Below are 14956 nucleotides of genomic sequence, written 5' to 3'. Positions count from 1 at the left end.
CATCAATCGCGCTCGATCGCGAACTCCAACTCGCGCTCTTCGTTGGGCCCCAGCGGCACAGTCACTCCGGTCGGGACGAACCCCACCTTCCGGTACAGCCGCTGAGCCCGCTCATTGTCCTCATGCACAATGAGCCGCACCCGCTCGGCACCCTGCGCCCACGCCCACTCCAGGCCGGCGTCGAAGAGCACCTCGGTCAGCCCGATGCCACGGTGGTCAGCCCGCACGAACACCGCGACCACATGCCCCTGCCTGCGCTCGACGGGAAACCCGGCCCAGTCCATCACCCCGGCCTCCTCGATCAGCACGGTCAGCGTCCCCACCCACTCCCCGTCCGGCCCCTCAGCAATGATCTGCTGCGCACCCGACGCTCCCTCGGCGCTCGACGCGGCCCGGTCCTGCCAGAAGGAGTCGGCATGCGCCACGGCTTGCTCGTAGGTCTCCAGGAAGGCGAGATGCGCAACGGGATCCTGCAGGGAGAGAAGCCGCAGGGCCTTCACCGCGGGCCATTCGTCGGCACGTATGGAACGGACCTTGTAGTTCATGCCTGCCACCGTAGCCGAACGCAGAAAACCCCCGTACCGGTTATCGGTACGGGGGTTTTCTCAAGTTTTGTTCGGCGGTGTCCTACTCTCCCACAGGGTCCCCCCTGCAGTACCATCGGCGCTGTAAGGCTTAGCTTCCGGGTTCGAAATGTAACCGGGCGTTTCCCTCACGCTATGACCACCGAAACACTATGAAGTGACGACCGGACACAACACGGTCGTTGCCTCAGAACTAACACAGTGGACGCGAGCAACTGAGGACAAGCCCTCGGCCTATTAGTACCGGTCACCTCCAGCGGTTACCCGCCTTCCAGATCCGGCCTATCAACCCAGTCGTCTCCTGGGAGCCTTAACCCCTCAAAGGGGGTGGGAACACTCATCTCGAAGCAGGCTTCCCGCTTAGATGCTTTCAGCGGTTATCCCTCCCGAACGTAGCCAACCAGCCATGCCCTTGGCAGAACAACTGGCACACCAGAGGTTCGTCCGTCCCGGTCCTCTCGTACTAGGGACAGCCCTTCTCAATGTTCCTGCGCGCGCAGCGGATAGGGACCGAACTGTCTCACGACGTTCTAAACCCAGCTCGCGTACCGCTTTAATGGGCGAACAGCCCAACCCTTGGGACCGACTCCAGCCCCAGGATGCGACGAGCCGACATCGAGGTGCCAAACCATCCCGTCGATATGGACTCTTGGGGAAGATCAGCCTGTTATCCCCGGGGTACCTTTTATCCGTTGAGCGACGGCGCTTCCACAAGCCACCGCCGGATCACTAGTCCCGACTTTCGTCCCTGCTCGACCCGTCGGTCTCACAGTCAAGCTCCCTTGTGCACTTACACTCAACACCTGATTGCCAACCAGGCTGAGGGAACCTTTGGGCGCCTCCGTTACTCTTTAGGAGGCAACCGCCCCAGTTAAACTACCCATCAGACACTGTCCCTGATCCGGATCACGGACCCAGGTTAGACATCCAGCACGACCAGACTGGTATTTCAACGACGACTCCCCCTGAACTGGCGTCCAGAGTTCACAGTCTCCCAGCTATCCTACACAAGCCGAACCGAACACCAATATCAAACTGTAGTAAAGGTCCCGGGGTCTTTCCGTCCTGCTGCGCGAAACGAGCATCTTTACTCGTAGTGCAATTTCACCGGGCCTATGGTTGAGACAGTCGAGAAGTCGTTACGCCATTCGTGCAGGTCGGAACTTACCCGACAAGGAATTTCGCTACCTTAGGATGGTTATAGTTACCACCGCCGTTTACTGGCGCTTAAGTTCTCAGCTTCGCCCGACCGAAATCGGACTAACCGGTCCCCTTAACGTTCCAGCACCGGGCAGGCGTCAGTCCGTATACATCGCCTTACGGCTTCGCACGGACCTGTGTTTTTAGTAAACAGTCGCTTCTCGCTGGTCTCTGCGGCCACCCCCAGCTCACCGAGTAAATCGGATCACCGGTGATGGCCCCCCTTCTCCCGAAGTTACGGGGGCATTTTGCCGAGTTCCTTAACCATAGTTCACCCGAACGCCTCGGTATTCTCTACCTGACCACCTGAGTCGGTTTAGGGTACGGGCCGCCATAAAACTCGCTAGAGGCTTTTCTCGACAGCATAGGATCATCCACTTCACCACAATCGGCTCGGCATCAGGTCTCAGACTCCTGCCAGGCGGATTTACCTACCTGACGTCCTACACCCTTACCCCGGGACAACCACCGCCCGGGATGGACTACCTTCCTGCGTCACCCCATCACTCACCTACTACAGGTCTGGTTCGCCGGCTCCACCACTCCCCCTTGCCCGAAGGCTCCGGGGCGGCTTCACGGACTTAGCATCGCCCGGTTCAGTGTTAGACGCTTTACAGCGGGTACCGGAATATCAACCGGTTATCCATCGACTACGCCTGTCGGCCTCGCCTTAGGTCCCGACTTACCCTGGGCAGATCAGCTTGACCCAGGAACCCTTAGTCAATCGGCGCACACGTTTCCCACGTGTGAATCGCTACTCATGCCTGCATTCTCACTCGTCAACCGTCCACAACTCGCTTCCGCGGCTGCTTCACCCGGCAGACGACGCTCCCCTACCCATCCCAGCCCCCGTTGGGGGTACATGCTGGAATGACACGACTTCGGCGGTACGCTTGAGCCCCGCTACATTGTCGGCGCGGAATCACTAGACCAGTGAGCTATTACGCACTCTTTCAAGGGTGGCTGCTTCTAAGCCAACCTCCTGGTTGTCTGTGCGACTCCACATCCTTTCCCACTTAGCGTACGCTTAGGGGCCTTAGTCGATGCTCTGGGCTGTTTCCCTCTCGACCATGGAGCTTATCCCCCACAGTCTCACTGCCGCGCTCTCACTTACCGGCATTCGGAGTTTGGCTAAGGTCAGTAACCCGGTAGGGCCCATCGCCTATCCAGTGCTCTACCTCCGGCAAGAAACACACGACGCTGCACCTAAATGCATTTCGGGGAGAACCAGCTATCACGGAGTTTGATTGGCCTTTCACCCCTAACCACAGGTCATCCCCCAGGTTTTCAACCCTGGTGGGTTCGGTCCTCCACGACCTCTTACAGCCGCTTCAACCTGCCCATGGCTAGATCACTCCGCTTCGGGTCTTGAGCGCGCTACTCTACCGCCCTGTTCGGACTCGCTTTCGCTACGGCTTCCCCACACGGGTTAACCTCGCAACACACCGCAAACTCGCAGGCTCATTCTTCAAAAGGCACGCAGTCACGACGCACCGAGCAAGCTCGATGCGCGACGCTCCCACGGCTTGTAGGCACACGGTTTCAGGTACTATTTCACTCCGCTCCCGCGGTACTTTTCACCATTCCCTCACGGTACTATCCGCTATCGGTCACCAGGGAATATTTAGGCTTAGCGGGTGGTCCCGCCAGATTCACACGGGATTTCTCGGGCCCCGTGCTACTTGGGTGTCTCTCCAACGAGCCGCTGATGTTTCGACTACGGGGGTCTTACCCTCTACGCCGGACCTTTCGCATGTCCTTCGCCTACATCAACGGTTTCTCACTCGTCTCACGGCCGGCAGACCGTGAAAGAGAGATCCCACAACCCCGTATACGCAACCCCTGCCGGGTCTCACACGCATACGGTTTGGCCTCATCCGGTTTCGCTCGCCACTACTCCCGGAATCACGGTTGTTTTCTCTTCCTGCGGGTACTGAGATGTTTCACTTCCCCGCGTTCCCTCCACATACCCTATGTGTTCAGGTATGGGTGACAGCCCATGACGACTGCCGGGTTTCCCCATTCGGACACCCCCGGATCAAAGCCTGGTTGACGACTCCCCGGGGCCTATCGTGGCCTCCCACGTCCTTCATCGGTTCCTGGTGCCAAGGCATCCACCGTGCGCCCTTAAAAACTTGGCCACAGATGCTCGCGTCCACTGTGCAGTTCTCAAACAACGACCAGCCACCCATCACCCCACCGTCACACGGCGAGTTCACTGGGGCCGGCACCCGAGGAAAAATTCATTCCCTCAGACACCCAACAGCGTGCCCGGCACCCTCGCCACTCGTGATCAGCTTTCCACGCTCCGAAGAGCAGTACTGGCAGCCCGAGATGACTGAGAGTGTCGAATAATCAACGTTCCACCCATGAGCAACCGTGCGAGACATTTGCTCGCAGTCGGCTATTGCTCCTTAGAAAGGAGGTGATCCAGCCGCACCTTCCGGTACGGCTACCTTGTTACGACTTCGTCCCAATCGCCAGTCCCACCTTCGACAGCTCCCTCCCCGCAAGGGGGTTGGGCCACCGGCTTCGGGTGTTACCGACTTTCGTGACGTGACGGGCGGTGTGTACAAGGCCCGGGAACGTATTCACCGCAGCACTGCTGATCTGCGATTACTAGCAACTCCGACTTCATGGGGTCGAGTTGCAGACCCCAATCCGAACTGAGACCGGCTTTTTGAGATTCGCTCCACCTCACGGCATCGCAGCTCATTGTACCGGCCATTGTAGCACGTGTGCAGCCCAAGACATAAGGGGCATGATGACTTGACGTCGTCCCCACCTTCCTCCGAGTTGACCCCGGCGGTCTCCTGTGAGTCCCCATCACCCCGAAGGGCATGCTGGCAACACAGGACAAGGGTTGCGCTCGTTGCGGGACTTAACCCAACATCTCACGACACGAGCTGACGACAGCCATGCACCACCTGTCACCCGGCCACAAGGGGGGCACCATCTCTGATGCTTTCCGGGCGATGTCAAGCCTTGGTAAGGTTCTTCGCGTTGCGTCGAATTAAGCCACATGCTCCGCTGCTTGTGCGGGCCCCCGTCAATTCCTTTGAGTTTTAGCCTTGCGGCCGTACTCCCCAGGCGGGGAACTTAATGCGTTAGCTGCGGCACCGACGACGTGGAATGTCGCCAACACCTAGTTCCCACCGTTTACGGCGTGGACTACCAGGGTATCTAATCCTGTTCGCTCCCCACGCTTTCGCTCCTCAGCGTCAGTAATGGCCCAGAGATCCGCCTTCGCCACCGGTGTTCCTCCTGATATCTGCGCATTTCACCGCTACACCAGGAATTCCGATCTCCCCTACCACACTCTAGCTAGCCCGTATCGAATGCAGACCCGGGGTTAAGCCCCGGGCTTTCACACCCGACGTGACAAGCCGCCTACGAGCTCTTTACGCCCAATAATTCCGGACAACGCTTGCGCCCTACGTATTACCGCGGCTGCTGGCACGTAGTTAGCCGGCGCTTCTTCTGCAGGTACCGTCACTTTCGCTTCTTCCCTGCTGAAAGAGGTTTACAACCCGAAGGCCGTCATCCCTCACGCGGCGTCGCTGCATCAGGCTTGCGCCCATTGTGCAATATTCCCCACTGCTGCCTCCCGTAGGAGTCTGGGCCGTGTCTCAGTCCCAGTGTGGCCGGTCGCCCTCTCAGGCCGGCTACCCGTCGTCGCCTTGGTGAGCCATTACCTCACCAACAAGCTGATAGGCCGCGGGCCCATCCTTCACCGCCGGAGCTTTCAACCCCCACAGATGCCCGTGGAAGTGCTATCCGGTATTAGACCCCGTTTCCAGGGCTTGTCCCAGAGTGAAGGGCAGATTGCCCACGTGTTACTCACCCGTTCGCCACTAATCCCCACCGAAGTGGTTCATCGTTCGACTTGCATGTGTTAAGCACGCCGCCAGCGTTCGTCCTGAGCCAGGATCAAACTCTCCGTGAATGTATTCCCGGTCATCCGGGTCGACACCACGAGAGCGGAACCGCCGAGCGGAATAAGCCCGACCGTTCACAACGTCCTCGCTGTGTATTTCTTCAAAGGAACCACGCCCTCTCAAATTGAGAGAGACGGGGTATCAACATATCTGGCGTTGATTTTTGGCACGCTGTTGAGTTCTCAAGGAACGGACGCTTCCTTCGTACTCACCCGAGAAACACTCTCTCGCGGCTTTCCTCCGGGCGCTTCCCTTCGGTCTTGCGTTTCCGACTCTATCAGATCCTTTCTCGACCTGATCCCCAGTCAGCGGGGTTTGCCTTCCCGGCCGTTGAGCCGTTCCGACGTCTCAAACCTTAGCGGATCCTCTCGGCGATTCCCAATCGGGCCGCCGAGTTCCCATTCGAATTGAAATCGGGCATGCCGAAATCAACCCTGCCGGGAGATCGTGCTGATGGTTTGGTTTGCCGCTTTCGCGGCGGGAGGTGCTGTCGCAGAACCGTTACGGCTCCGCGGCAACCCGAAGAACATTACGGATCGAGGAGGGGGCTGTCAAGCGTCGCCTGTCAAGATCTTTAGTCGAGGTCCGTGAGACGGCCGCCGGCGTCGGGCTGGGCATGCTCCACCCTGCGCAGAAGGCGGGTGAGGACCTCGCCGAGGGCCGTGCGCTCCTCCGGGGACAGGTCCTGGAGGAGGTCCTCCTCGAAGACCGTCGCGAGGCGCATCGCCTCCAGCCACTTCTGGCGGCCCTCGGCGGTCAGCTCCACGATGACGCGGACGCGGTTGGACTCGTCGCGCTCGCGGGTGACCAGACCCTCGGTGACCATGCGGTCGATCCGGTGGGTCATCGCGGCCGGGGTGAGGCCTAGTCGCTTGGCGAGGTCGCCGGGGCCCATGCGGTAGGGGGCGCCGGAGAGGACGAGGGCCTTGAGGACCTCCCACTCGGCGTTGCTGATGCCGAGGGCGGAGGTCTGGCGGCTGTAGGCCACGTTCATACGGCGGTTCAGGCGGGAGAGGGCCGAGACGATCTTCTCGACCTGGGGGTCGAGGTCCTGGAACTCGCGCTGGTAGGCGGCGATCTGTTCTTCGAGCGTCGGCTCGGTGACGCCGGGGGTCTCGGCCATGGGCGCAGTATCGCATGCGGACTCTTTGCTTTGAAGTCCTTCGCTATGTACTCTTTAGCTTCGAACTTTAGTCTTGAAGTCTTCACTCCTAACTAGTGAGAGAGGTGAACGTGACCAGGGCGATGGGCGCAGCGATGCGCCGGATCCACGTGGGCAACGCACTCAGCGCGTTCGGGCTCGGTTTCACCGTCCCCTACCTGTACGTCTATGTGGCGCAGGTGCGGGGGCTGGGGGCGATGACGGCGGGTCTCGTACTCGCCGTGTTCGCCGTGGCCGCGCTGGTCGTGCTGCCGTTCGCCGGGCGGGCCATCGTCCGGCGGGGTCCGCTGCCGGTGCTGCTCGCCGCCCTGATCACCGCCGCGGTCGGTGCGCTGAGCCTTGGGCTCGCCGGCAATGCCACCGCTGTCTTGCTGTCGGCGGCCGGTCTCGGGGCGGGGCAGGCCGTGATGCAGCCGGCGCTCGCGACGATGATCGTGGACTGCTCGTCTGCCGAGACCCGGTCGCGGGCGTTCGCCACGCAGTTCTTTCTGCAGAACCTGGGGCTGGGTGTCGGTGGCCTCATCGGCGGTCATCTCGTCGATGCCACCCGCGTCAGCTCCTTCACTCTGCTGTTCTCGATCGAAGCGGCGATGTTCCTGCTGCTGGTCGTCGTGATGGTGACCGTGCGGATGCCGCATTCGCCGCAGATCGGCAAGGCGCCTGCCGGGTCGGCCAAGGGCAGCTGGAAGCAGTTGCTGTCCAACCGGGCCATGGTGCAGTTGTGCGTGCTGGGCTTTGTGCTGTTCTTCGCGTGCTACGGGCAGTTCGAGTCGGGGCTCAGTGCATACGGGGTCGAGGCGGCCGGTATCTCGACGTCCGCGCTCGGGACCGCGCTGGCCGCGAACACCGGGATGATCGTCGTGGCGCAGTTCCTCGTTCTGAGGTTCGTGGAGCGGCAGAGGCGGTCTCGGGTGATCGCCGCGGTGGGGCTCATCTGGGCCGTGGCCTGGATCGCGGCCGGGTACGCGGGGCTGGGACATGGCAGTCAGGCCATGGCGACGGCCGCGTTCATCTCGACGTACGCGCTGTTCGGGCTGGGTGAGGCGATGTTGTCGCCGACGGTCGCGCCGCTGGTGGCCGATCTTGCGCCGAGTGGGCTGGCCGGGCAGTACAACTCCGCGTTCGCCCTGGTCAAGCAGTTGGCGCTGGCGGTCGGGCCCGCGGTGGGCGGGCCGATGGGGGCGTCGCTGCATGCGCCGTACATCGTGACGTTCCTGCTGTTCTCGCTCGGGATCATCTACCTCGCGGTGCGGTTGGGGCGGCAGCTGACGGACGTACAGGATCAGCCGTCGCTGAGGAAGAGCCGGGTGGTTGCCCAGGGCGGTGGGACGCCAGTGGAGTCCATCACCGCCTAGCGGCAACGCCGACCAAGGGGCGCGGGGAACTGCGCGACCAGCCACAACGCACCCGCAGCCAGAAGCAGCCACGCGCCCCCTACGGCGCTATCCCTTGGGCAGTACGAACTCGCACCAGACCGCCTTCCCGCCCCCAGGCGTCCGACGCGAACCCCAGGTCGAGGCAATCGTCGCCACGATGGCGATACCCCGGCCGGACTCGTCGCCGGGTTCCGCGCGGCGACGCCTGGGCAGATGGTCGTCTCCATCCGTGACCTCGATGATCAGCCGCCGATCAGTACGGCGGAGCCTCAACCGCATGGGTGGGATGCCGTGCTGGAGGGAGTTGGCGACCAGTTCGCTGGTCGCCAGGACGCCCAGGTCGTGGAGTTCGGGCGGGAAGCGCCAGCTGGTCAGGACTCCGGAGGCGAAGGCACGCGCGCGTGGGGCCGCTTCTACGCCGCCCAGGAGTTCCAGGGCGGCGTTGCGGAAGAGGTCGCTGTCGGGGCCCGTGCGGGACGGGTGCTGGAGGACCAGGACCGCGACGTCGTCGTCGTGGTCGGCGGTGACGCCTGCCGTGCGGACCAGGCGGTCGCAGACGACCTGGGGTGTGCCGGTCGCGCCGGCCAGGGCTCGCTCCAGGCTGGCGATGCCCTCGTCGAGGTCTTCGTTGCGTCGTTCCACCAGGCCGTCCGTGTAGAGGACGGCCGTCGAGCCCGGGCTGAGGGCGACCGTGCCCGACGTGTGCATCCAGCCGCCGGTCCCCAGGGGCGGTCCCGTGGGCTCGTCCGCCCGGACGACCTGGCCGTTCTCGTCGCGGATGAGGATCGGCAGGTGGCCGGCCGAGGCGTACACCAGCCGTCCCTCGTTCGGATCGTGGATGGCGTACACGCAGGTGGCGATCTGGTTGGCGTCGATCTCGGTGGCGAGGCCGTCGAGGAGCTGGAGGATCTCGTGCGGGGGGAGGTCGAGGCGGGCGTACGCGCGGACGGCCGTGCGGAGTTGGCCCATGACCGCGGCCGCGCGCACGCCTCTGCCCATGACGTCGCCGATGACGAGGGCCGTGCGGCCGCCGCCGAGGGTGATCACGTCGTACCAGTCGCCGCCCACCGCGGCTTCCGTGCCGCCCGGCTGGTAGGTCGCGGCGACGCGCAGGTCGTCGGGCTGTTCGAGGACCTGGGGCAGGAGGGAGCGCTGGAGGGTGACCGCGGTTTCGCGTTGGCGGCGTTCGCTGGCGCGGAGGCGTTCGGCGGCTTCGGCGTGGTCGGTGACGTCGGTGGCGAAGATCAGTACGCCGCCGTCCTCGGTGTCCGTGACCGGGGTGCAGGCGAAGGTGTAGGAGCGGCCGTCGGGGGCCTTGCGGGACTTGACCGTGCGTGGCTTGCCGCTGCGCAGGACCTGGTCGAGGAGCGGGAACAGGCCGAGTTCGTCGAGTTCCGGGAGGGCCTCGTGGGCCGGGTCGCCGAGGGGGCGGGGGCCGAAGGCCGTCACGTAGGCGTCGTTGACGTAGGCGAGGCGGTGGTCGGGGCCATGGACGAGGGCGACGAGGGCCGGGACGCGGTCGAGGACCTCGCGGACCGGCAGTTCGTCGACGGCGGGCACGGACAGCGCCTCGTCGGTGAGCTGCTCGGCGCGGGCGGCGGGCACGGAGCTCTCGCCCCGCCGGTCCGGGGGGACCGCGTCGGTCCGCGCTGCGGCGCGGCGCTGCGTTCCGGGGAGCCGGGCGCTCCAGCGCGTGAAGTTCACGAATCCTTGCCTCGTGTAGTCGTCTTCGGCCAGCTCCGGACCCGGCCGGGGGTCTGGGGGGTGGCACCCCGGGGTTGCAGCACTGTGGGTGGGCCTCGTGGGTTCGAAGGGCGAGCAGGTGCTCGTCCGTGGGGGCGGGGACCAGTCTGGCAGGGTGGCCGGCCGGGCCGACATCCGTCAGACGCCGGGCCTGGCGGTGGAGTTCCCGGGTTCGGTCAGGTCGACCCCTTCGGGTCGTCCGAGGGCTTACCTGATGACTTTCCACCGGCCGCGAGTTCGAACTCCGCTCGGGGATGTTCGAGCGATCCGAGGGAGACGATCTCCCGCTTGAAGAGCCCCGACAGTGTCCACTCGGCCAGTACGCGGGCCTTGCGGTTGACGGTCGGGACCCTGCTGAGGTGGTAGACGCGGTGCATGAACCAGGCAGGGTAGCCCTTCAGCTTGCGTCCGTAGACGTGTGCGACGCCTTTGTGGAGTCCCAGGGAGGCGACCGAGCCTGCATATTTGTGCGCGTAGGTCTCCAGCGGCTCGCCACGCAGTGAATGGGCGATGTTGTCCCCGAGAACCTTGGCCTGGCGCAGGGCGTGCTGGGCGTTGGGGGCGCACTCCTTGCCGGGTTCGTCGGCGGTGGCGTCGGGGACCGCGGCCGCGTCTCCCGCTGCCCACGCGTGCGTGGTGCCCTCGATCGTCAGCTCGGCGGTGGCTTTCAGCCGTCCGCGGCCGTTGAGGGGGAGGTCGGTGGCGGCGAGGATCGGGTGGGGTTTGACGCCGGCCGTCCAGACGACCGTACGCGTCGGGAAGCGCTGTCCGTCGCTGAGTACGGCGATCCGGCCCTCGCAGGAGTCGAGGCGGGTCCGCAGGAGCACCTGGATGTTGCGGCGGCGCAGCTGGGTGACGGTGTAGCGGCCCATCTCCTCGCCGACCTCGGGCAGGATGCGGTCCGAGGCCTCGACGAGGATCCACTTCATGTCCTCGGGCTTGATGTTGTGGTAGTAGCGCGCGGCGTAGCGGGCCATGTCCTCGAGTTCGCCGAGCGCCTCGACTCCGGCGTATCCGCCCCCTACGAAGACGAAGGTGAGGGCCGCGTCGCGGATCGCGGGGTCGCGGGTGGAGGAGGCGATGTCCATCTGCTCGATGACGTGGTTGCGCAGGCCGATGGCTTCCTCGACGGTCTTGAAGCCGATGCCGTGGTCGGCGAGGCCGGGGATGGGGAGTGTGCGCGAGATCGAGCCGGGTGCGAGGACCAGTTCGTCGTACGACAGCTGCTGCGGGCCCGTGCCCTCCTCCTCGGTGGCGAGGGTGGTGAGCGTCGCGGTGCGTTTGGCGTGGTCGATGGCCGTGGCCTCGCCGATGATGACGTGGCACTGGTCGAGGACGCGGCGCAGCGGTACGACGACATGGCGGGGGGAGATGTTCCCGGCCGCGGCTTCCGGGAGGAACGGCTGGTACGTCATGTACGGGTCGGGGGTGACGACGGTGATCTCGGCGTCGCCCTGACTCAGTTCCCGTTTCAGCTTCCGTTGGAGGCGCAGGGCGGTGTACATCCCGACGTAGCCGCCGCCGACAACGAGAATGCGCGCACGTTCCTTCACCCTCCCATGACGCACCCGGCGCTTCCGTTTGTCCACAGGCTCGGCAATTTGTGTGACCGGGCGCCGGGGACGCCCTTAGTTGGCCGAATTGCCGGAGTGCAGGAGACCTTCGCAGGTCAGCGAGGGTGGGATGGGTAGGGGGTAGGGGCGGAATCAGGACGTATGCGACCCGTACTCCGATCGGGGGGCGCTCCGTGCGGAACCTGCCCCTTCTGAATTGACTCCCTCTCAACTATGTTCGTGTGTCAACGGGGTGTAGGGGGATGCGCCTTCGGGTCGGCCGGAGGGCGGGCCCGTGATCCGGGTTTGTTCCCAGCGCCTCGCGTCCAATGGCGGGGAGAGTCTCCGGGGGGAGACGTCATTAACCGGGGGAACACGTATGCACATTCAGGACAATCATTGGTCGTCTGCTTCCGCCATCGCACCCAGCGGTGCGATCGGCATGGCGGCAGGCAACGGACGCGCGGACGGAGGGCGGTCGACACCGCTGCGCGTGGACGCACAGCGCAATCTGGAACACGTACTGCGTGCGGCCCGTGAGGTCTTCGGCGAGCTGGGGTACGGCGCGCCGATGGAGGACGTGGCGCGGCGCGCGCGGGTCGGTGTCGGCACGGTGTACCGGCGCTTCCCGAGCAAGGACGTCCTGGTGCGGCGGATAGCCGAGGAGGAGACCTCCCGGCTGACCGACCAGGCACGGGCCGCGCTCGGCCAGGAGGACGAGCCCTGGTCGGCGCTCTCGCGCTTCCTGCGGACGTCCGTGGCGTCCGGTGCCGGGCGGCTGCTGCCGCCGCAGGTGCTGCGCGTCGGTGTCGCCGACGACGGCTCCGGCCTCGACGAGGCCCGGGTGCCGCAGCAGCGCACCCAGCCGGGGGCCGGAGAGCTGCGGCTGGTCCAGGAGGAGACGTCGGCGGTCCCCGCGGACGACGCGGGTGCGGCGGCGCTGCTCGAGGTCGTGGGGCAGCTCGTGGAGCGGGCGCGCGCGGCGGGCGAGCTGCGGGCCGATGTGTCGGTGTCGGACGTGCTGCTGGTGATCGCGACGGCGGCGCCCTCGCTGCCGGATGCGGCGCAGCAGGCGGCGGCCTCGGCGCGGCTGCTGGACATTCTGCTGGAGGGGTTGCGGTCGCGTCCGGTGTGAACGCGGGCGGCCTGCTGACCTGATCGACGAGGTGATGCCGGGCGGGGGTGGCGCGCTGGCGCGCTGCCCCTCCTCGGGCGTCCACGGGGGACGTGGCGCTGCCGAGGTGCACTCCGGGACTAGCGCATATGTCGGGCAGAGGGTTCAACTCCTGACCATGAGGCGCCCGTTGACACTTCCCCGTTTGGGTGATGGTTAGTACTGCCTCGCGGCAAGTCGCCACGGACGAGTGGATGGGTCGTACTGCCGGGTCCTGAACAAAAGCCAATATGGCACCCTGGCCCGTGTTCGGGACGGGTTGGGCTGGCGGCGGGGGCTTTCCGCGATGGGCGTTGACGGGCGGGACGAGTCACTCGGTGACGGCGAGGCGGAGCCCAGTGGGCTGACGTCGCCGCAGGTGCCGAGCCAGGGCGGGCGGGCGGGTGTGCCGCCGGTCGGGGACCCCCCGGAAGGCAGCGTTCCGGCGCAGCGCGACTGGCGTGAGGTCGAGTGGCGCGAGGACGCCGTCCTGCCGCCGCCGATCGACTTGCCGCCCTCCGACGCCGACCTGATCGAGCGGATGCGCTCGGGCGACGACACGGCGTACAAGGAGCTGTACCGGCGCCATGCGGACGCGGTGCGCCGGTACGCGCGCACCTGCTGCCGGGACGCCCACACCGCGGACGACCTCACCGCCGAGGTCTTCGCCCGCATGCTGCAGGCGGTGCGGGGCGGCTCCGGGCCCGAGCACGCCGTACGCGCGTATCTGCTCACCTCGGTCCGCCGGGTCGCCGCGAACTGGATGAAGTCGGCGAAGCGGGAGCAACTGGTCGACGATTTCGCGGTGTTCGCCACGCAGGCCGCGCGGGCTTCCGAGGTGTCCGACGACACTCTCGATCTGGGCGCCGATGTGCGCGCCATGCACGAGGCCGAGCAGTCCATGGCGATGCAGGCCTTCCGGTCGCTGCCGGAGCGGTGGCAGGCCGTGCTGTGGCACACCGAGGTCGAGGACGAGTCGCCGAGCGAGGTCGCCACCCTCTTCGGACTGGACGCCAACGGCACGCGCGTGCTCGCCAGCCGTGCCCGCGAGGGCCTCAAGCAGGCCTACCTCCAGGCCCACGTCAGCGCCACCCTCGCCACCGACGAGGAGTGCGCCCGCCATGCCGACCGGCTCGGCGCCTACGCCCGCGGCGGCCTGCGCACCCGGGCCGAACGGGGCCTGCGCAAGCACCTGGAGGAGTGCGCCAAGTGCCGGCTGGCCGCGGGCCAGATCAAGGAAGTCGCCGGTGGCATCCCTGGCGTCGTACCGGTCGCGGTCATCGGTTGGTTCGGCGCCGCGGGCTACGCCAAGGTGGCCGCGCTCATCGCCGGAGGCACCGGAGCGGGCGCGGCGGGAGTCGCCGGTGCGGCCTCGGCGGCGAGCGGCGGTTCGTCCGGCGGGGCAGGGGGCGGTGGCGGTGCGGCGGCCTCCGAAGGGCTGGGCGCCCCGGTCAAGGCCGGTATCGCGGCCGGTGTGGTCGCGGTGGCCGCCGCCGCGGTGGCGCTGGCACTGATCGGCGACGACGAGCCGGCCAAGGAGCCGGTGGCCAAGCCGCCCGTGTCCTCGCCGGCGCTGCAGCCCGGGGCGGAGACACCGGCGCCCCCGAAGCGGGAACCCGTGCCGAATCCCCCGGTGATCGCGTTCGATCCGCCTTCCGACCGCACCGCAACCCCGACTGCCACGCCCACACCTACGCCGACCCCGACCCCGACTCCGACCTCCCCATCGGCGCCCACCCCGAGCCCGACACTCAAGCCCACGCCCACGCCCACACCCACCCCGACGCCGACACCCCCACCGCCTCCGCCTCCGGCCGACTACCAGTGGAGCGAGCTGGCGTACGACGTCAGCGGCGACGGCACCGAGCCGGAGATGCGGCTCCGGGAGAGCAGTTGGGTGTGGCAGCGGTACGGCATCTCGATCGCCGACAAGCGGTACGCGCACGGCGTGACCGTGCACGGCAGGTCCTCCGTGACCATCGACCTCAACCGTGAGTGCACGTCCTACGACGCCAAGGTCGGCGTCGACGACCTGGCGCTGGGGCTCGGCAAGGTCTACTTCTCCGTCCACGCCGACGGGGTCCAGCTGTGGAGGTCCGGCCTGATCAAGGGCGGCGACCAGGCGGTCCCCGTCCATGTCGACCTCACGGGACGCAAGACCGTACGGCTGGTGGTAGAGCCGCACAGCCACGTCGACAACCTCATGCTCGCGGACTGGGCGGAGTCGAAGTTCGCCTGTGCGTAGGG

Annotated in this window: 7 protein-coding genes and 3 rRNA genes; 3 read left to right on the top strand and 7 right to left on the bottom strand. The window is 65.9% G+C overall.

Annotated features, from left to right (window positions below; translation table 11 throughout):
• Nucleotides 1-2: 2 nt before the first annotated feature.
• The 5 genes from OG828_RS26545 to OG828_RS26525 form a co-directional block, all read right to left on the bottom strand.
• On the bottom strand, nucleotides 3-545 hold the full coding sequence (locus tag OG828_RS26545; protein ID WP_328439910.1) for a GNAT family N-acetyltransferase: 543 nt from the start codon (nucleotides 543-545) through the stop codon (nucleotides 3-5).
• A 69-nt stretch (nucleotides 546-614) separates the two neighbouring features.
• Nucleotides 615-731: ribosomal RNA gene (gene rrf, locus OG828_RS26540) — 5S ribosomal RNA — on the bottom strand.
• A 70-nt stretch (nucleotides 732-801) separates the two neighbouring features.
• Nucleotides 802-3925, bottom strand: a 23S ribosomal RNA gene (locus tag OG828_RS26535).
• A 277-nt stretch (nucleotides 3926-4202) separates the two neighbouring features.
• Nucleotides 4203-5730, bottom strand: a 16S ribosomal RNA gene (locus OG828_RS26530).
• Together the 16S, 23S and 5S rRNA genes form the textbook arrangement of a ribosomal RNA operon.
• A gap of 566 nt (nucleotides 5731-6296) precedes the next feature.
• Nucleotides 6297-6845, bottom strand: coding sequence for a MarR family winged helix-turn-helix transcriptional regulator (locus OG828_RS26525; protein WP_328361887.1), 549 nt, complete (start codon nucleotides 6843-6845; stop codon nucleotides 6297-6299).
• Nucleotides 6846-6955: 110 nt separating this feature from the next.
• Between OG828_RS26525 and OG828_RS26520 the strand changes: the two genes are divergently transcribed.
• Nucleotides 6956-8239: an MFS transporter gene (locus tag OG828_RS26520; protein ID WP_328502516.1), complete on the top strand. Its 1284-nt coding sequence runs from the start codon at nucleotides 6956-6958 to the stop codon at nucleotides 8237-8239.
• A gap of 87 nt (nucleotides 8240-8326) precedes the next feature.
• On the opposite strand, the gene OG828_RS26515 is transcribed toward OG828_RS26520, so the two are convergent.
• Nucleotides 8327-9964, bottom strand: coding sequence for an ATP-binding SpoIIE family protein phosphatase (locus OG828_RS26515; RefSeq protein ID WP_328361883.1), 1638 nt, complete (start codon nucleotides 9962-9964; stop codon nucleotides 8327-8329).
• A gap of 215 nt (nucleotides 9965-10179) precedes the next feature.
• Entirely contained in the window at nucleotides 10180-11556 is a 1377-nt protein-coding gene (locus tag OG828_RS26510) for an NAD(P)/FAD-dependent oxidoreductase (RefSeq protein ID WP_328502515.1), read from the bottom strand.
• Between the two features lie 379 nt (nucleotides 11557-11935).
• Here OG828_RS26510 and OG828_RS26505 point away from each other — a divergent pair, with 379 nt between their 5' ends.
• Nucleotides 11936-12691: a TetR/AcrR family transcriptional regulator gene (locus OG828_RS26505; protein ID WP_328361881.1), complete on the top strand. Its 756-nt coding sequence runs from the start codon at nucleotides 11936-11938 to the stop codon at nucleotides 12689-12691.
• 325 nt (nucleotides 12692-13016) lie between these two features.
• Nucleotides 13017-14954 (top strand): sigma-70 family RNA polymerase sigma factor, encoded by a 1938-nt coding sequence (locus tag OG828_RS26500; protein WP_328502514.1) that lies wholly within the window; start codon nucleotides 13017-13019, stop codon nucleotides 14952-14954.
• Nucleotides 14955-14956: the final 2 nt, after the last annotated feature.

The organism is Streptomyces sp. NBC_00457 (assembly GCF_036014015.1).
GTDB lineage: Bacteria > Actinomycetota > Actinomycetes > Streptomycetales > Streptomycetaceae > Streptomyces.
Note: the sequence above shows the minus strand (reverse complement) of the source record. Positions and strands in the feature narration are given on the sequence as shown.